The organism is Prodigiosinella aquatilis (assembly GCA_030388725.1).
Taxonomy (GTDB): Bacteria; Pseudomonadota; Gammaproteobacteria; order Enterobacterales; family Enterobacteriaceae; genus Prodigiosinella; species Prodigiosinella aquatilis.
The window spans coordinates 2,856,038-2,870,222 of record CP128857.1; the positions used below are offsets into that span (position 1 = coordinate 2,856,038).

Annotated in this window: 12 protein-coding genes and 1 pseudogene; 12 read left to right on the forward strand and 1 reads right to left on the reverse strand. The window is 48.6% G+C overall.

The features are described 5' to 3' along the window. The first annotated feature begins 53 nt into the window (after nucleotides 1-53). From bioA to PCO85_13270, 6 genes are all read left to right on the forward strand, one after another. Nucleotides 54-1,352 (forward strand): adenosylmethionine--8-amino-7-oxononanoate transaminase, encoded by a 1,299-nt coding sequence (gene bioA / locus PCO85_13245; protein ID WJV56085.1) that lies wholly within the window; start codon nucleotides 54-56, stop codon nucleotides 1,350-1,352. 199 nt (nucleotides 1,353-1,551) lie between these two features. Continuing rightward, nucleotides 1,552-3,531, forward strand: a complete 1,980-nt coding sequence (locus PCO85_13250) for a glycoside hydrolase family 3 N-terminal domain-containing protein (protein ID WJV52214.1) — start codon at nucleotides 1,552-1,554, stop codon at nucleotides 3,529-3,531. Between the two features lie 172 nt (nucleotides 3,532-3,703). Further along, nucleotides 3,704-4,099: a CidA/LrgA family protein gene (locus tag PCO85_13255; protein ID WJV52215.1), complete on the forward strand. Its 396-nt coding sequence runs from the start codon at nucleotides 3,704-3,706 to the stop codon at nucleotides 4,097-4,099. Further along, nucleotides 4,099-4,794 carry a CidB/LrgB family autolysis modulator gene (locus PCO85_13260; GenBank protein WJV52216.1) on the forward strand — a complete coding sequence of 232 codons (696 nt, stop codon included), beginning with the start codon at nucleotides 4,099-4,101 and terminating at the stop codon, nucleotides 4,792-4,794. Before PCO85_13255 ends, PCO85_13260 begins: the two co-directional genes overlap by 1 nt. Before the next feature lie 194 nt (nucleotides 4,795-4,988). After that, nucleotides 4,989-5,876, forward strand: a complete 888-nt coding sequence (cdd, locus tag PCO85_13265; protein WJV52217.1) for a cytidine deaminase — start codon at nucleotides 4,989-4,991, stop codon at nucleotides 5,874-5,876. A gap of 169 nt (nucleotides 5,877-6,045) precedes the next feature. Beyond that, nucleotides 6,046-7,743, forward strand: a complete 1,698-nt coding sequence (locus PCO85_13270) for an NAD-dependent malic enzyme (protein ID WJV52218.1) — start codon at nucleotides 6,046-6,048, stop codon at nucleotides 7,741-7,743. A 47-nt stretch (nucleotides 7,744-7,790) separates the two neighbouring features. Here the strand turns inward: PCO85_13270 and PCO85_13275 are convergent. Continuing rightward, nucleotides 7,791-8,093, reverse strand: a pseudogene (locus PCO85_13275) (glutathione ABC transporter permease GsiD). Between the two features lie 128 nt (nucleotides 8,094-8,221). On the opposite strand from PCO85_13275, the gene moeA reads away from it, so the two are divergent. From moeA to PCO85_13305, 6 genes are all read left to right on the forward strand, one after another. Next, the gene (gene moeA, locus PCO85_13280; GenBank protein ID WJV52219.1) at nucleotides 8,222-9,457 is read left to right on the forward strand and encodes a molybdopterin molybdotransferase MoeA; all 1,236 of its coding nucleotides are present in this window, start codon (nucleotides 8,222-8,224) and stop codon (nucleotides 9,455-9,457) included. Continuing rightward, nucleotides 9,457-10,209, forward strand: a complete 753-nt coding sequence (moeB, locus tag PCO85_13285; protein ID WJV52220.1) for a molybdopterin-synthase adenylyltransferase MoeB — start codon at nucleotides 9,457-9,459, stop codon at nucleotides 10,207-10,209. Before moeA ends, moeB begins: the two co-directional genes overlap by 1 nt. Before the next feature lie 95 nt (nucleotides 10,210-10,304). Beyond that, the gene (locus PCO85_13290) at nucleotides 10,305-10,700 is read left to right on the forward strand and encodes an acyl-CoA thioesterase (GenBank protein ID WJV52221.1); all 396 of its coding nucleotides are present in this window, start codon (nucleotides 10,305-10,307) and stop codon (nucleotides 10,698-10,700) included. A 175-nt stretch (nucleotides 10,701-10,875) separates the two neighbouring features. After that, nucleotides 10,876-11,475 (forward strand): nitroreductase family protein, encoded by a 600-nt coding sequence (locus PCO85_13295; GenBank protein WJV52222.1) that lies wholly within the window; start codon nucleotides 10,876-10,878, stop codon nucleotides 11,473-11,475. Nucleotides 11,476-11,706: 231 nt separating this feature from the next. Continuing rightward, complete coding sequence (locus PCO85_13300) at nucleotides 11,707-12,261, forward strand: flavodoxin family protein (GenBank protein ID WJV52223.1); 555 nt, start codon at nucleotides 11,707-11,709, stop codon at nucleotides 12,259-12,261. A 369-nt stretch (nucleotides 12,262-12,630) separates the two neighbouring features. Next, a complete protein-coding gene (locus PCO85_13305) occupies nucleotides 12,631-14,109 on the forward strand; it encodes a sensor domain-containing diguanylate cyclase (GenBank protein ID WJV52224.1) in 1,479 nt (492 codons plus the stop codon). Nucleotides 14,110-14,185 lie beyond the last annotated feature (76 nt).

Below are 14,185 nucleotides of genomic sequence, written 5' to 3' on the forward strand. Positions count from 1 at the left end.
TTAATGGGGTTATACTGTCAACCAAATTGATCATGATTTGGTTGACGCCAATGATAACACCCGACGATCTCAACTTTGACCAACGCCATATCTGGCACCCTTATACGTCAATGACCCACCCGCTCCCTTGTTATCCGATCACCTCGGCTCATGGGGTTGAAATACAGTTGGAAAATGGAGAACGCCTGGTCGATGGCATGTCATCCTGGTGGGCTGCCATTCATGGTTATAACCATCCGCACATCAATCTGGCGCTGCAACAACAACTGACGCAGATGTCACATGTCATGTTCGGTGGTATCACCCATGCGCCCGCCATTACGTTATGTCGCAAACTGGTGGCGATGACTCCGGCTGCGCTGGAGTGTGTTTTTCTGGCAGATTCCGGTTCAGTCGCAGTGGAAGTGGCAATGAAAATGGCACTGCAATACTGGCAGGCCCAGGGATTGTCACGGCAACGTTTTCTGACCTTACGCCACGGCTATCACGGCGATACTTTTGGCGCCATGTCGGTATGCGATCCAGACAACTCCATGCACAGCCTATATCAAGGCTATCTGCCACAACATCTGTTTGCCAGCGCGCCCCAATGCCGCTTTGACGATCTATGGCAAGAAGCGGACATCCAGCCGTTCCAGACGCTGTTAGAGCAGCATGCCGATGAGATGGCGGCCGTGATCCTCGAACCCATCGTGCAAGGCGCAGGCGGGATGCGATTCTACCATCCGACCTATCTGCAACGGGTACGTGCGCTGTGCGATCACTATGCCATTCCACTGATCGCCGACGAAATTGCCACCGGTTTTGGTCGTACCGGTAAGCTATTTGCCTGTGAACATGCGGGCATTACACCGGATATCCTGTGTCTGGGCAAAGCGCTGACCGGTGGCTACATGACGCTGTCGGCCACGCTGACCACTCGCCACATTGCAGAAACTATCAGCAATGGCGAAGCCGGTTGCTTCATGCATGGCCCGACGTTCATGGCCAATCCACTGGCCTGTGCTGCGGCCAATGCCAGTCTGACGCTACTGGCGTCAGGACAGTGGTCGGCGCAGGTCAAGAGTATCGAACAACAATTGCGTCAGGCTTTGTTGCCGTTGGCTGAAGCTCCGCCGGTAGCGGATATCCGGGTACTGGGGGCGATTGGCGTAGTAGAAACCCGGCATCCGGTCGATATGGCGCGGTTACAGCGTTTTTTTGTGGGAAAAGGTGTCTGGATTCGACCATTTGGCAAACTCATCTATCTGATGCCGCCGTTTATTATCCAGCCAGCACAGTTGCAACAACTGACCGATGCCATCCGGGAAGCACTATACGATACGACGTTATTCCCGCAGACACATCAATAGCGCGTTACTTCCGCGACGACAAAGCCATCAATAACGGAACTCAATATCGTTATTGATGGTTAAAAAAGCAGTTTAGTCTTTATCCCGATGAGTGCGGAAATAACAAAATTAACGTTGCAATGGTGATAAGCACTGACGTTTTCAGAGCGTAAAACTTTATCCTGGTCATTATCCTTTTTATAAACTCTATACCCAAAATATGACCAATTATCATATTCGGTATGCTATCCCATTATCGTTTCCATTCATTACCATTCTCTCTTTACTATTTTCTCCATTGGTATTGGCCGGACAACAAACCACACTGGAGTTCCGAGAAATAAAGCTCATCACTGTCGATGGCTTGCAATTTAAGGATCTCAACCGTGATGGCAAGCTTAACCCCTATGAAGACTGGCGCCTCTCCGCCGCACAGCGTACTGCCGATCTGGTGTCACGCATGACATTGGCAGAAAAAGCCGGAGTGATGATGCATGGTTCTGCACCTACCGCAGGCAGTGTGACCGGCGCGGGAACCACTTACGATTTTGTGGCGGCAAAAGAGATGATCGTGGGAAAACACGTCAATAGTTTTATCACCAGATTGTCAGGTGAAAAACCGGCACAGATGGCGGAAGAGAACAACCAGCTGCAACAAATTGCCGAAAATACCCGGCTGGGGATACCCATTACTATCAGTACCGACCCCCGTAATTCATTTCAGTATCTGACTGGCGCGACCGTCGCTTCCGGAAAATTTAGCAAATGGCCGGAAACATTGGGCATTGCCGCTATTGGTGATGAAACACTGGCCCGCCACTATGCGGATATTATTCGTCAGGAATATCGCGCCGTAGGAATCACCGAGGCCTTGTCACCACAGGCAGATTTAGCGACAGAGCCACGCTGGCCAAGAATCAATGGTACGTTTGGTGAAGATCCCGCGCTAACCAAAAAGATGGTACGTGGCTATATTACCGGTATGCAAAATGGCGAAAATGGACTGAATGATCAGAGTGTTATCTCTATTGTCAAACATTGGGTCGGTTATGGCGCGGCACAAGACGGCTGGGACAGTCATAACGCTTATGGCAAATACGCCGTATTCAGCAAGAATAATCTGCAACAGCACATCGAACCTTTTACCGGCGCATTCGAGGCGCATGTCGCCGGTGTCATGCCCACCTATTCGATTCTTAAACACGCCACTTGGCGAGGGAAAAAAATTGCACCGTTGGGCGCGGGCTTCAATCGATTCCTGCTGACGGATCTGCTTCGCGGCCAATATGGTTTCAACGGCGTCATCCTCAGCGACTGGCTGATTACCCAAGATTGCAAAGCTGACTGCATCAACGGTTTCAAACCCGGTGAAAAACCAGTACCCCGCGGCATGCCTTGGGGTGTTGAACATATGACGGTCGATCAACGATTTATTCAGGCAGTCAAGGCGGGTATTGATCAGTTTGGCGGCGTAACCGACTCCACGGTATTGATTCGAGCCGTTCAGAACGGGAAACTGACAGCCTCCCGTCTGGATGAGTCAGTAGTCCGAATATTGAAACAGAAATTCCAGACCGGCTTGTTCGAACGGCCTTACGTCAATGCGCAGCAGGCAAATCAGATTGTTGGAAACCCCGAATGGCAACAGCAAGCCGATAACGCTCAGGCTCGTTCGTTGGTGTTATTGCAGAACCACCATCTGCTGCCATTGCATAAAGGTCAGAAAATATGGCTCTATGGCGTAGAAAAACAGGCCGCACAGAACGCCGGGTTCATGGTGGTAGCCGAACCGGAGAACGCTGAAATCGCGCTGATCCGTACTCAGGCACCCTACGAGCAACCACACCAAAATTACTACTTTGGAGCTAAACATCACGAAGGTTCTCTGGCATTCAACGCTAATAATCCGGATTATCGAGTCATTGCCAGCGTCAGCGCCAAAGTACCGACAGTGGTGACGGTGTATCTGGATCGCCCAGCGATTCTCAGCAATATAGTGAATAAAACCCAGGCGATTATCGCCAACTTTGGTGTCAGTGACGATGTACTACTCAGCAAGCTCACCTCCACTAATGCCTTTACCGGAAAACTGCCTTTCGAGCTACCCTCGTCCATGAGCGCAGTACGTAAACAACATGCTGATCTGCCCTACGACAGTAAAAATGCCTTGTTTCCATTCGGGTTTGGTCTGGAACATTAAAAATTGGAAACCGACACTCAACCGCCTTTCCCCGTTTGACAAGAAAACATCTACTATCTATGCCAGTCAGCCTTCACTGATTGGCATTTTCTTTAAATTCTAAATTTGTGAACTGTAGCACGCTAATAACTTTAGCGTTATCATTACACCTTCAGTTCATCAGGAATTTCTCATGCGTAATACGTTCAACGTGTGCTGGCAGTATTTACGCGCTTTCGCACTGATTTACCTGTGTTTATTGGCAGGCAATGCGATATCAGCGTTACTTCCGCTTACCATCCCCGGCAGTATTATCGGTATGCTCATCCTCTTCGCCTTGCTGGCTTCGCAAATTTTACCCGCCAACTGGGTCAAACCCGGTTGTAACCTCTTTATCCGTTATATGGCGCTACTGTTTGTTCCTATCGGCGTAGGCGTCATGAATTATTATTCGCTGCTGGTCAGCCAGTTCGGTCCGATCATTGTTTCCTGCCTGGTGAGCACTCTGATTATCATGGTCGTGGTAGGTTACAGCACACAGATCATGCAACGCGAGCGCATCACCAGCACCGATAAGGGGAAAAAGTAATGTTGGCGTATTTATGGTGGTCACTACCGTTAACCCTGCTGGTTTTTTTTGCGGCCCGCAAGCTGGCAACCGTAGTAAAAATGCCATTGCTCAACCCTTTGCTGGTAGCAATGGCGGTGATTATCCCTATTCTGCTGGTGTTAAAAATCCCTTATGAGCACTATTTCAAGGGCAGTCAAATACTCAACAGTCTACTGCAACCCGCCGTAGTCGCACTGGCGTTTCCTTTATATGAACAGTTGCACCAGATTCGCGCCCGGTGGAAATCCATCATCAGCGTGTGTTTCATCGGCAGCGTAACGGCTATGGTTTCCGGCACAGTGGTCGCACTATGGATGGGCGCCTCGCCAGAAATCGCCGCTTCGGTCATGCCAAAATCGGTCACTACGCCGATCGCCATGGCGGTTTCCAGCGCGATTGGCGGTATACCTGCCATCAGCGCGGTATGCGTTATCTTTGTTGGTATTCTTGGTGCCGTGTTAGGCCACAGTTTGTTTAACCGCCTGAAAATCACCACCAAAGCTTCACGCGGTCTGGCGATGGGAACGGCTTCCCATGCGCTGGGCACTGCTCGTTGTGCGGAAGTTGACTTCCAGGAAGGGGCCTTCAGCTCATTGGCGCTGGTCATTTGCGGCATTATTACTTCGCTGATCGCACCTTTTCTGTTTCCTGTGTTATTGCACCTGTTCAGTTAAGTCTTCGTTCTTGAATCTGCCCCTCACGGTCATTAAGATTGTGAGAGGGCAATCATCTTTACATCCTTGCCTATCAGTAAGTTGATATCCATACTCTATTCGTTAATAATTTTTCGCTGATATTATTATTAAAGTGATAATAATCGCATCCTGCCACCACGCCGTCATAGGATCACTAGATAAGGTGAATAATAATGCAACCTCGTTTTCATTCCGCTTTTGCGCAATTGCCCTTGTCTCTTCAATCTGCGCTTAAACCCATTTTGGACAACGATCATTTCGCCGCTTGTTTGAGCGCCAAAGAAGTAAACCGCATCTGCGCGGATTGCGGGATGGATGCAGAGACACTGACTTTATCATTGCTTCCTCTGGCCGCAGCCTGTGCCCTGACACCGATTTCCGCTTTTCATGTTGGAGCGATTGCACAGGGTAGCAGCGGTAACTTGTATTTCGGTGCCAACATCGAGCTGGCCACCATGCCTCTACAGCAAACCATGCACGCGGAACAAAGCGCCGTTACACATGCCTGGATGCGTAACGAAAGCAAGTTACGTGCACTCATGGTCAACTACACGCCTTGTGGCCACTGCCGGCAGTTTATGGCCGAGTTGAATAGTGCGCCAGCGCTGAAAATCTGTTTACCCAACCGACAGACAGCGCCCTTGAGCCATTATCTGCCAGACGCTTTTGGTCCACAGGATCTCTCCATTAGCACACTGTTGATGGATACGGTAGATCACGGACTGACGTTGGCCGAAACCGATCCGCTGACAGTGGCGGCGCTAGTAGCGGCCAACCGTAGCCATGCCCCTTACAGCCAAGCATTCAGCGGTGTGGCGCTGGAGAGTATAACTGGTACGGTTTATGCCGGAAGTTATGCAGAAAACGCGGCGTTTAACCCTAGTCTACCGCCATTACAAACTGCACTGAATATGATGAACCTATCGGGTGAAGCACTTACCGACATCAAACGTGCTGTACTGGTAGAACGTAAAAATTCGTTACTGAGCCAATGGTCAATAACCCATTCCATACTCTCCACGCTGGGTTGTTCTGATATACGACAACAGCTAATTAATTGATATCTCATTAGTAGAGGCGTGAATTGTAACCTCTTCGCTTTGCTGCTGGATGCAACCTATCTGTAATTATTTTAATTAACATTTTCTGTACATATTCTCCGGGTACCTTAAGATCCCCGCTAACATCTTGCCACCGTATACATTTCTGTTACTCAAAGAGTTAAAAGTCATGGAATTAGAACACGAAAGTAAACGCTCCCTCTACATCCCTTATGCTGGTCCCATTCTGCTTGAATTCCCGCTGCTGAATAAAGGCAGTGCCTTTACCGAAGAAGAACGCGCTCAATTCAACCTGAATGGTCTGTTGCCAGAAGCAGTTGAAACCATAGAAGAACAGGCGGAACGTGCCTGGCGTCAATATCAGGAATTCACCAATGATATTGAGAAACACGTTTATCTGCGCAATATTCAGGATACAAACGAAACGCTGTTCTATCGCCTGTTGGAAAATCACCTAAGCGAGATGATGCCCATCATCTACACCCCGACAGTAGGCGAAGCCTGTGAACACTTCTCCGATATCTATCGCCGGGCCCGTGGATTATTCATCTCCTATCCCAATCGTGCACATATCAACGATATGCTGCAAAACGCCACCAAACAGAATGTCAAAGTCATTGTCGTGACCGACGGTGAACGCATTCTCGGTCTGGGTGATCAGGGTATCGGCGGCATGGGTATTCCCATCGGAAAATTGTCACTGTACACCGCCTGTGGTGGCATTAGCCCAGCCTACACGCTGCCAGTGGTACTGGATGCTGGCACCAATAACCCACAGCGTCTGAACGATCCGCTTTATATGGGATGGCGTCACCCACGGATTACCGGTGATGAATACTATGCATTCGTGGATGATTTCATTCAGGCAGTAAAAAACCGCTGGCCGGACGTTCTGTTGCAGTTTGAAGATTTCGCCCAAAACAACGCCACACCACTGCTGAACCGTTATCGTGACGAGATCTGTAGCTTCAACGATGACATTCAGGGTACAGCAGCCGTTACGCTGGGAAGCCTGATTGCCGCCAGTCGTGCCGCAGGCAGCCAGTTGCGTGATCAGACGGTGACCTTCCTCGGTGCCGGCTCCGCCGGTTGTGGTATTGCCGAACAGATTATTGCCCAGATGAAAGCTGAAGGGCTAAGCGACGAAGAAGCACGCAGTCGAGTCTTCATGGTTGACCGCTTCGGCCTGCTGACAGATAAGCTACCTAATCTGCTCGATTTCCAGAGCAAGCTGGTACAAAAAAGCAGTGCCCTGGCTCATTGGGATGTCAGCAGCGACGCTATCTCGTTGCTGGAAGTGGTACGTAATGCCAAACCCAGCATCATGATTGGCGTATCCGGTCAGCCTGGGTTGTTTTCGGAAGAGATCATCCGTGAAATGCATCGCCACTGCCCGCGCCCCATCGTGATGCCGCTGTCCAACCCGACGTCCCGCGTGGAAGCCCGTCCGGAAGACATTATTAACTGGACTGATGGTGCCGCGTTGGTCGCAACCGGTAGCCCGTTTACACCGGTAACCTATAAAGACAAGGTGTATCAGATAGATCAGTGCAACAACTCTTATATCTTCCCAGGCATTGGCCTTGGCGTACTGGCTTCCGGCGCTACCCGCATCACCGATGGAATGCTGATGGCCGCCAGCCGGGCACTGGCTGACTGCTCACCGCTGGCCAACCACGGCGAAGGCTCGTTATTGCCGGATCTTGCCAATATTCAGGACGTATCAAAATACATTGCGCAGGAAGTAGGTAAAGCCGCTCAGCAGCAAGGGGTTGCTGTGCTAACCTCTGAAGATGCCCTGATAAAAGCGATTACCCACAACTTCTGGCGACCTCAGTACCGCACTTACAAGCGGACCTCTTTCTGATTGTCCCTGATATACGGGCGCAGCATCTGGCTGCGCCCGCTCTTTCATCAACTTTCATCAACATGAAATACACGCGAATTCTTCAATTCCGAATCTCGTGCATCATGCAAACCCTCACCCGGCAGATTAAACGCCGACACTGCGAGGTATAACGCCAGACTGGGGGAAACCGCCATATGAGGGGCAATAACCATGTCGGCTCGGGCTTCATTTAGCATCGCTCCCCATTCCGGCGTCACGACTAGTGCGCTCAGACCAATAAATGACGGACTGATCGACATCCCTATGCACATTGAAAAACAGACCATAATGGCCGATGTCGTATCGGGTAAAACATGACGCCATACAATAATCACTACACCTTGATTCCATGAATGAGCAGCGTTCTCCCTATCATCGATCTCTGACATAATGGTTGCATATGCAATTTGTTTTCGCCCGTTCATCCCGGCGAGACACACTTGATCACGGAGCCCCCATGAACACATCAAAACCCGGTTTACTCTCTTTGCAACAGGCATTGGAAAAAATGCTAGCACAGGTTGATCCGATCACGGGTACCGAAACCGTTTCACTCCACACGGCATCAGGCAGAATAACATCCCATCCTGTTACCTCGCCGTTTGACGTCCCGTCATTCGCCAATTCAGCGATGGATGGTTATGCCATAAGGTGCAGCGATCTGTCCCATCAACCTTTGCCGGTCGCTGGCAAAGCTTTCGCTGGCGCACCATTTCAGGGTGAATGGCCAACAGGGACCTGTATCCGCATCATGACCGGCGCCCCGCTACCTGATGGCACCGAAGCCGTAGTGATGCAGGAACATACCGAAAGCGATGATGCGGGTGTGCGTATTACCCGGGAGATCAAACGTGGGCAGAATATTCGACTGCCCGGTGAAGATATTCATAAAAATGCCCAGGTGTTACCTGCCGGTATCCGGCTCGGCACAGCTGAGCTACCACTACTGGCCTCATTAGGTATTGCACAGGTCAATGTTTATCGTCGTTTGCGAGTGGCGGTGTTTTCAACCGGAGATGAGTTACAGCCAGTTGGTCAGCCATTACAGGATGGGCAGATTTACGACACTAACCGCTTTGCCGTGCGCCTGATGCTGGAGCAACTAGGTTATGACATCATTGATCTGGGCATTATCCGCGATGATCCCCGCGCACTGAGCCAGGCGTTTCAAGAAGCGGATCATGCGGCTGATCTGGTTATCAGCAGCGGTGGTGTGTCCGTGGGCGAAGCGGATTACACCAAACAGATCCTGGATGAGCTGGGTAATATTCACTTCTGGAAACTGGCAATCAAACCCGGCAAACCGTTCGCTTTCGGTAAACTGTCACAGGCCTGGTTCTGTGGCCTGCCGGGAAATCCGGTGTCGGCGGTGGTCACGTTTTATCAACTGGTTCAACCGCTGCTGGCACGGCTTTCCGGCCATACACACTGGCAGTTGCCGCCACGAATTCGAGTCAAAACGGTTAGCGCGCTGAAGAAATCTCCAGGGCGCCTCGATTTTCAGCGTGGCATTTTCAGCCGCAATGCACAGGGCGAACTAGAAGTACGCAGCACCGGACATCAAGGCTCGCACGTATTCAGCTCTTTCAGTCTGGGTAATTGTTTTATCGTGCTGGAAGCCGAACGCAGTAATATTGCGGCCGGAGAATGGGTGGATATTGAACCCTTTAACGCGCTACTGGGAAAAGCATAATGCTACCGGAACTTACTGATGCCGAAACACTGCGCTATAACCGTCAGATAGTCTTGCGTGGGTTCGATTTCGACGCACAAGAAAAGCTGAAAGCCTCACGCGTACTGATTGTCGGCCTTGGCGGCCTGGGTTGTAGCGCCGCGCAATATCTGGCGTCTGCAGGTGTGGGCCACTTGACGCTGTTAGATTTCGATACCGTATCACTCTCTAATTTACAGCGGCAGATATTGCATCGTGACGAGCGTATTGGCATGCCGAAAGTAGAATCTGCCCGTATCGCATTGATGGAAATAAATCCCCATCTGACAGTAGACGCGGTGAACGACAATCTTGACGATGAGCCATTGCAGGCACTGGCCGGGCAACACGATGTCATGCTCGATTGCACGGATAACGTCTCGATTCGTGATCGCCTGAACCGCATCGGTTTCTTGTTAAAGAAGCCGCTGGTTTCCGGCGCGGCCATTCGTATGGAGGGTCAAGTCAGCGTATTTACCTATCAGCCAGACGAACCCTGCTACCACTGTCTGAGCCGATTATTTGGTGAACAAGCGCTAACATGCGTGGAAGCCGGAGTGATGGCACCACTGGTCGGCACGATAGGTTCCCTGCAGGCTATGGAGACCATCAAACTACTAACTCACTATGGACAGGTATTGTCTGGGCGACTACTGATTTTCGATGCCATGACCCTGCAATTCCGTGAAATGAAACTGCCGAAAAACCCTGATTGTGACGTTTGTCATTCCTGATACCGACGGCGGCTCAGCATAATATAGCTGAGCCGCCGCTCCGGGAACTATTGGTGTAAGATAATAGCCTATCGATCTATCAGGTTGTCAGCACCATGAACCCAACACTAACCATTGACGAAAGAATTCAGAACGCGATTACTCGTGTGGCAAAGGTCGTTTTCCCCACTAATATTAACCATCATTCCACGCTGTTTGGCGGCACTGCGTTATCATGGATGGACGAAATCTCGTTTATCACCGCCACACGATTTTGCCATAAACCACTGGTGACCGTATCGACGGAGAAGATTAATTTCAATACGCCGATCCCTTCAGGCACTATCATTGAGCTTATCGGTCAGGTCAGCCGGGTGGGCAGAACCAGCCTGACGGTAGACGTTGCCGTATTTCTTGAACAGATGTATACCGAAGAACGAACTAAGGTTATATCCGGACAGTTCAATTTTGTTGCCGTCAATGATGATGGCCGTCCAGTACCATTATTCTGATTATTTATCCCATTTTCTGGAGCATCTCAGGAAACGGCAAGTACCGCCAGGGTATATTCGGCTCCACTAGCGTTATGCCTTTCCATAGGGAAATCCAATACCGGCTCATTGAATTTGGTTACTATCGGTGCAGAAGTGCTAGCGCATCAGTAACCCTGTAAAAGAGGAGTTAACAATGAATAATGCATTTTTAGAAACGATCAAGGCACGGCGCTCCATCTATGCCATAAACAGTGTGCTACCAATATCGGAAGATCAGGTTACTCATATTATTACCGAGGCAGTAAAGCTCAGCCCTTCTGCCTTCAATTCTCAAAGTTCCCGTGTCGTCATTCTGCTTGGGGAGCAACACAAAAAACTGTGGGACATCACCGGGCAGCAGTTGAAAAAGATCGTTCCAGCCGATGCTTTTGACGCAACAAAGCAAAAACTGGCTTCTTTTGCCGCCGGAGCAGGTACGGTACTTTTTTATGAAGATTGCCAGGTGGTGAAAGACTTGCAGGAAAAGTTCGCACTTTATGCTGATAATTTTCCAGTATGGTCTGAACATTCGACGGGTATCGCTCAGTTCTCTGTCTGGAGTGCACTGGCACAGGCAAACATTGGCGCATCACTGCAACATTACAATCCGCTCATTGATGACGATGTAAAAAATGAGTGGGGCCTGCCAGACAGTTGGAAACTCCGCTCGCAAATGCCGTTCGGTTCTATCGTACAACCTGCTGGTGAAAAAACCTTTATGCCGGATGAACAACGCTTCCGCGTGTTTAAATAATAACGTTTTCGCGGGCTGGGTAAGCCAACGGTGTTCCCAACAGTTATCTTGTCCGTCATTCAGGTTGTTCTGTAACAAGTTACCACTGGGTAACCTGCGAACTGAAAGGTAACTTATTGTTTAGTCAGTAATTAAAAGATACTATTTCAATATCCTCATCAGAGCTTCGCTGTACTTGCCTATCAAGACTGAAGCATCTGATTTACTCTGATGAAAAATAAGGAAATATATATGAGTAAAATCGCAGTAATTTATTTCTCTGGCTATGGCCACACTAAACTTATTGCAGAAATAGTGGCAGAAAGCGCTGAAGCGACACTGATAGCTATTGATAACAATGGTGATATTACTGAAGATGACTGGCAAACGCTGAACAATGCGGATGGTATTATTTTCGGTTCGCCAGCCTATATGGGCTCTGTACCCTGGCAGTTCAAAAAATTCGCCGATGCCTCTTCTAAAGTCTGGTCTCAAAGTGGCTGGAAAGACAAGGTATTTGGCGGGTTTGTTAATAGCGCCAGCCTGAATGGCGATAAACAAGTCTGTATGATTTATCTCCAGACGCTGGCGTCTCAGCACGGCGGAATTTGGGTCAGCTTAGGGCTATTACCTGCCAATACGCAGGCCGCTACCCGTAACGATATCAATAATCTGGGCGGGTCAGTCGGCGCGCTAATCCAGTCACCTTCCGATGCTGGTGCTGATGCTATTCCGACTGGCGATCTGGATACGGCAAAATTATACGGTGCACGAGTTGCTGAAATTGCTCAACGCCTGAATAGTTGATATCCAGTTCTGTTTTGTCTGTCAAATATCACTCATTTCCCTATGCCTGGGTTATTTACCAGGCATTTTTGTTCAATACTATTTTGATTTGTTTTTTGCCTGTTAATCTATCTGCCTTTAATCCCATCGTATTTAACACTTTTATCAATCACAACATAATACATCATTATCTGAAGACCGTTCGGTAACATTGAATTTTCAATATGAATCACCGTGAACCAATGCACAGATAACATCATACATACCTTAAATATGGTGTTCAGTATTGATATTTTGTGGTTCTATTGCTTAACTGCAGTAAGGTAGGTATTTTTAATGGTTTTATATTCGTCATTTTTCTATCATAGGTAACGTATAGGGGATGTTGTTTTGCAGCATGATGTAATTCCCGACCTTAATTGGTTGAATAAAAAACGAGCCATCGGTTTGTTCGCCATCATGCTATTAATCGCCTTTTTAATTATCAGTTGGAGCAGCTACGAAGTTGCCAGTCATTCCGTATTTGAAGAAATAGAAGAAAATTCGCTACCGTTAACCAGTGACAATGTTTACTCTGAAATTCAACGGGACTTGTTACGACCAATTTTCATTTCCTCGTTGATGGCCCATGATACTTTTCTCAAAGACTGGGTACTTAATAATGAATCCGACTCGCAGGCGATGATTCGCTATCTCAAGGAAATTGATCATCGTTTTTCTACCTTTCTCTCTTTTTTCGCTTCTGACAAAACTAAACTTTATTATGATCCTCACCAAGTATTTAAAATGGTCTCTAAACCGGATGAAGAAGACCAATGGTTCTTCGACACTAAACAGCTCCCCGAGAACATACCTTACAGTATAGATATTGGGTATGACCCGGAAGTCCGTGACCATCTGGATATTTTTATCAATCATAAAGTATTAGATTATCAGGGGAATTTCATTGGTGTGGCCGGTATCGGTTTGTCTGTAGTAAGCCTGAAGATACTGATTGAAAAATATGAGCAACGTTATAGCCGGACTATCTATTTTATTAATGATGATGGTGAAGTCATGCTACATGGCGGAAATTACCATCGAGCAGCGAATATCCATCAACAACCTGGCATTAAACGGATTGCAACCGCGATACTAACTATGCCAGGCGGCAGCTATCAATATCGCCGTGATAATGAAAATATTTTTCTTAATACTCGATTCATCCCTGAATTCGGCTGGCGGTTGATGGTAGAACAAAGTAGCTATCGCCATGAACATCAGTTATGGATCATGCTGCTCAAAAACTTGTTTATCAGCATTTTCGTCAGTGCACTGTTCTTGCTACTGATGTGGCTAACCATCGGTAATTATCAGCGTCGTCTAGAGACAATGGCGACAACAGACAAACTGACAGGGCTGATGAACCGGCAGACATTCGAAGAGTTCTTCAGGCGATTGCGGGCACTACGCTTCACACACCGTAAGTCGATATCGATTATTCTTATCGACATCGATTACTTCAAACAGATAAATGATCGCTACGGGCACGGTATTGGTGATCGGGCATTGCAACATCTCACCAGACTGATTCAGAGAACCATACGAAGTACCGATAAAGCCTGCCGCTGGGGAGGGGAAGAGTTCGTTATTCTGCTTGATGGTTGTAGTAAGGAAAATGCACTGCAACGAGCGGAGACACTGCGTCGTGCAGTTGATATCTCGACAGTTTTAGTCAAAAAACATGCATTACACTTCACTGTCAGCTGTGGTGTAGCCGAGCTCCAAACGGGAGAAAATCTGGATATGCTGCTTAACCGTGCAGACATCGCGCTCTACCAGGCAAAAGATCAGGGCCGAAATCAAGTGGTAATGGCAGAAGAAGGGTAGTCTCATCTACCAAGAACGAAGCATGCAGATTATGAGCATGGTGCGATTGTAGAGCTTGATTTCATATGTCTTCCAC

Bases quoted from the DNA above. Each gene is read 5' to 3' on its own strand.
- cdd (WJV52217.1), top strand. From the start codon at position 4,989: ATGCAACCTCGTTTTCATTCCGCTTTTGCGCAATTGCCCTTGTCTCTT.
- PCO85_13300 (WJV52223.1), top strand. From the start codon at position 11,707: ATGAGTAAAATCGCAGTAATTTATTTCTCTGGCTATGGCCACACTAAA.
- PCO85_13250 (WJV52214.1), top strand. From the start codon at position 1,552: ATGACCAATTATCATATTCGGTATGCTATCCCATTATCGTTTCCATTC.
- PCO85_13270 (WJV52218.1), top strand. From the start codon at position 6,046: ATGGAATTAGAACACGAAAGTAAACGCTCCCTCTACATCCCTTATGCT.
- PCO85_13290 (WJV52221.1), top strand. From the start codon at position 10,305: ATGAACCCAACACTAACCATTGACGAAAGAATTCAGAACGCGATTACT.
- moeA (WJV52219.1), top strand. From the start codon at position 8,222: ATGAACACATCAAAACCCGGTTTACTCTCTTTGCAACAGGCATTGGAA.
- moeB (WJV52220.1), top strand. From the start codon at position 9,457: ATGCTACCGGAACTTACTGATGCCGAAACACTGCGCTATAACCGTCAG.
- PCO85_13255 (WJV52215.1), top strand. From the start codon at position 3,704: ATGCGTAATACGTTCAACGTGTGCTGGCAGTATTTACGCGCTTTCGCA.
- PCO85_13260 (WJV52216.1), top strand. From the start codon at position 4,099: ATGTTGGCGTATTTATGGTGGTCACTACCGTTAACCCTGCTGGTTTTT.
- PCO85_13295 (WJV52222.1), top strand. From the start codon at position 10,876: ATGAATAATGCATTTTTAGAAACGATCAAGGCACGGCGCTCCATCTAT.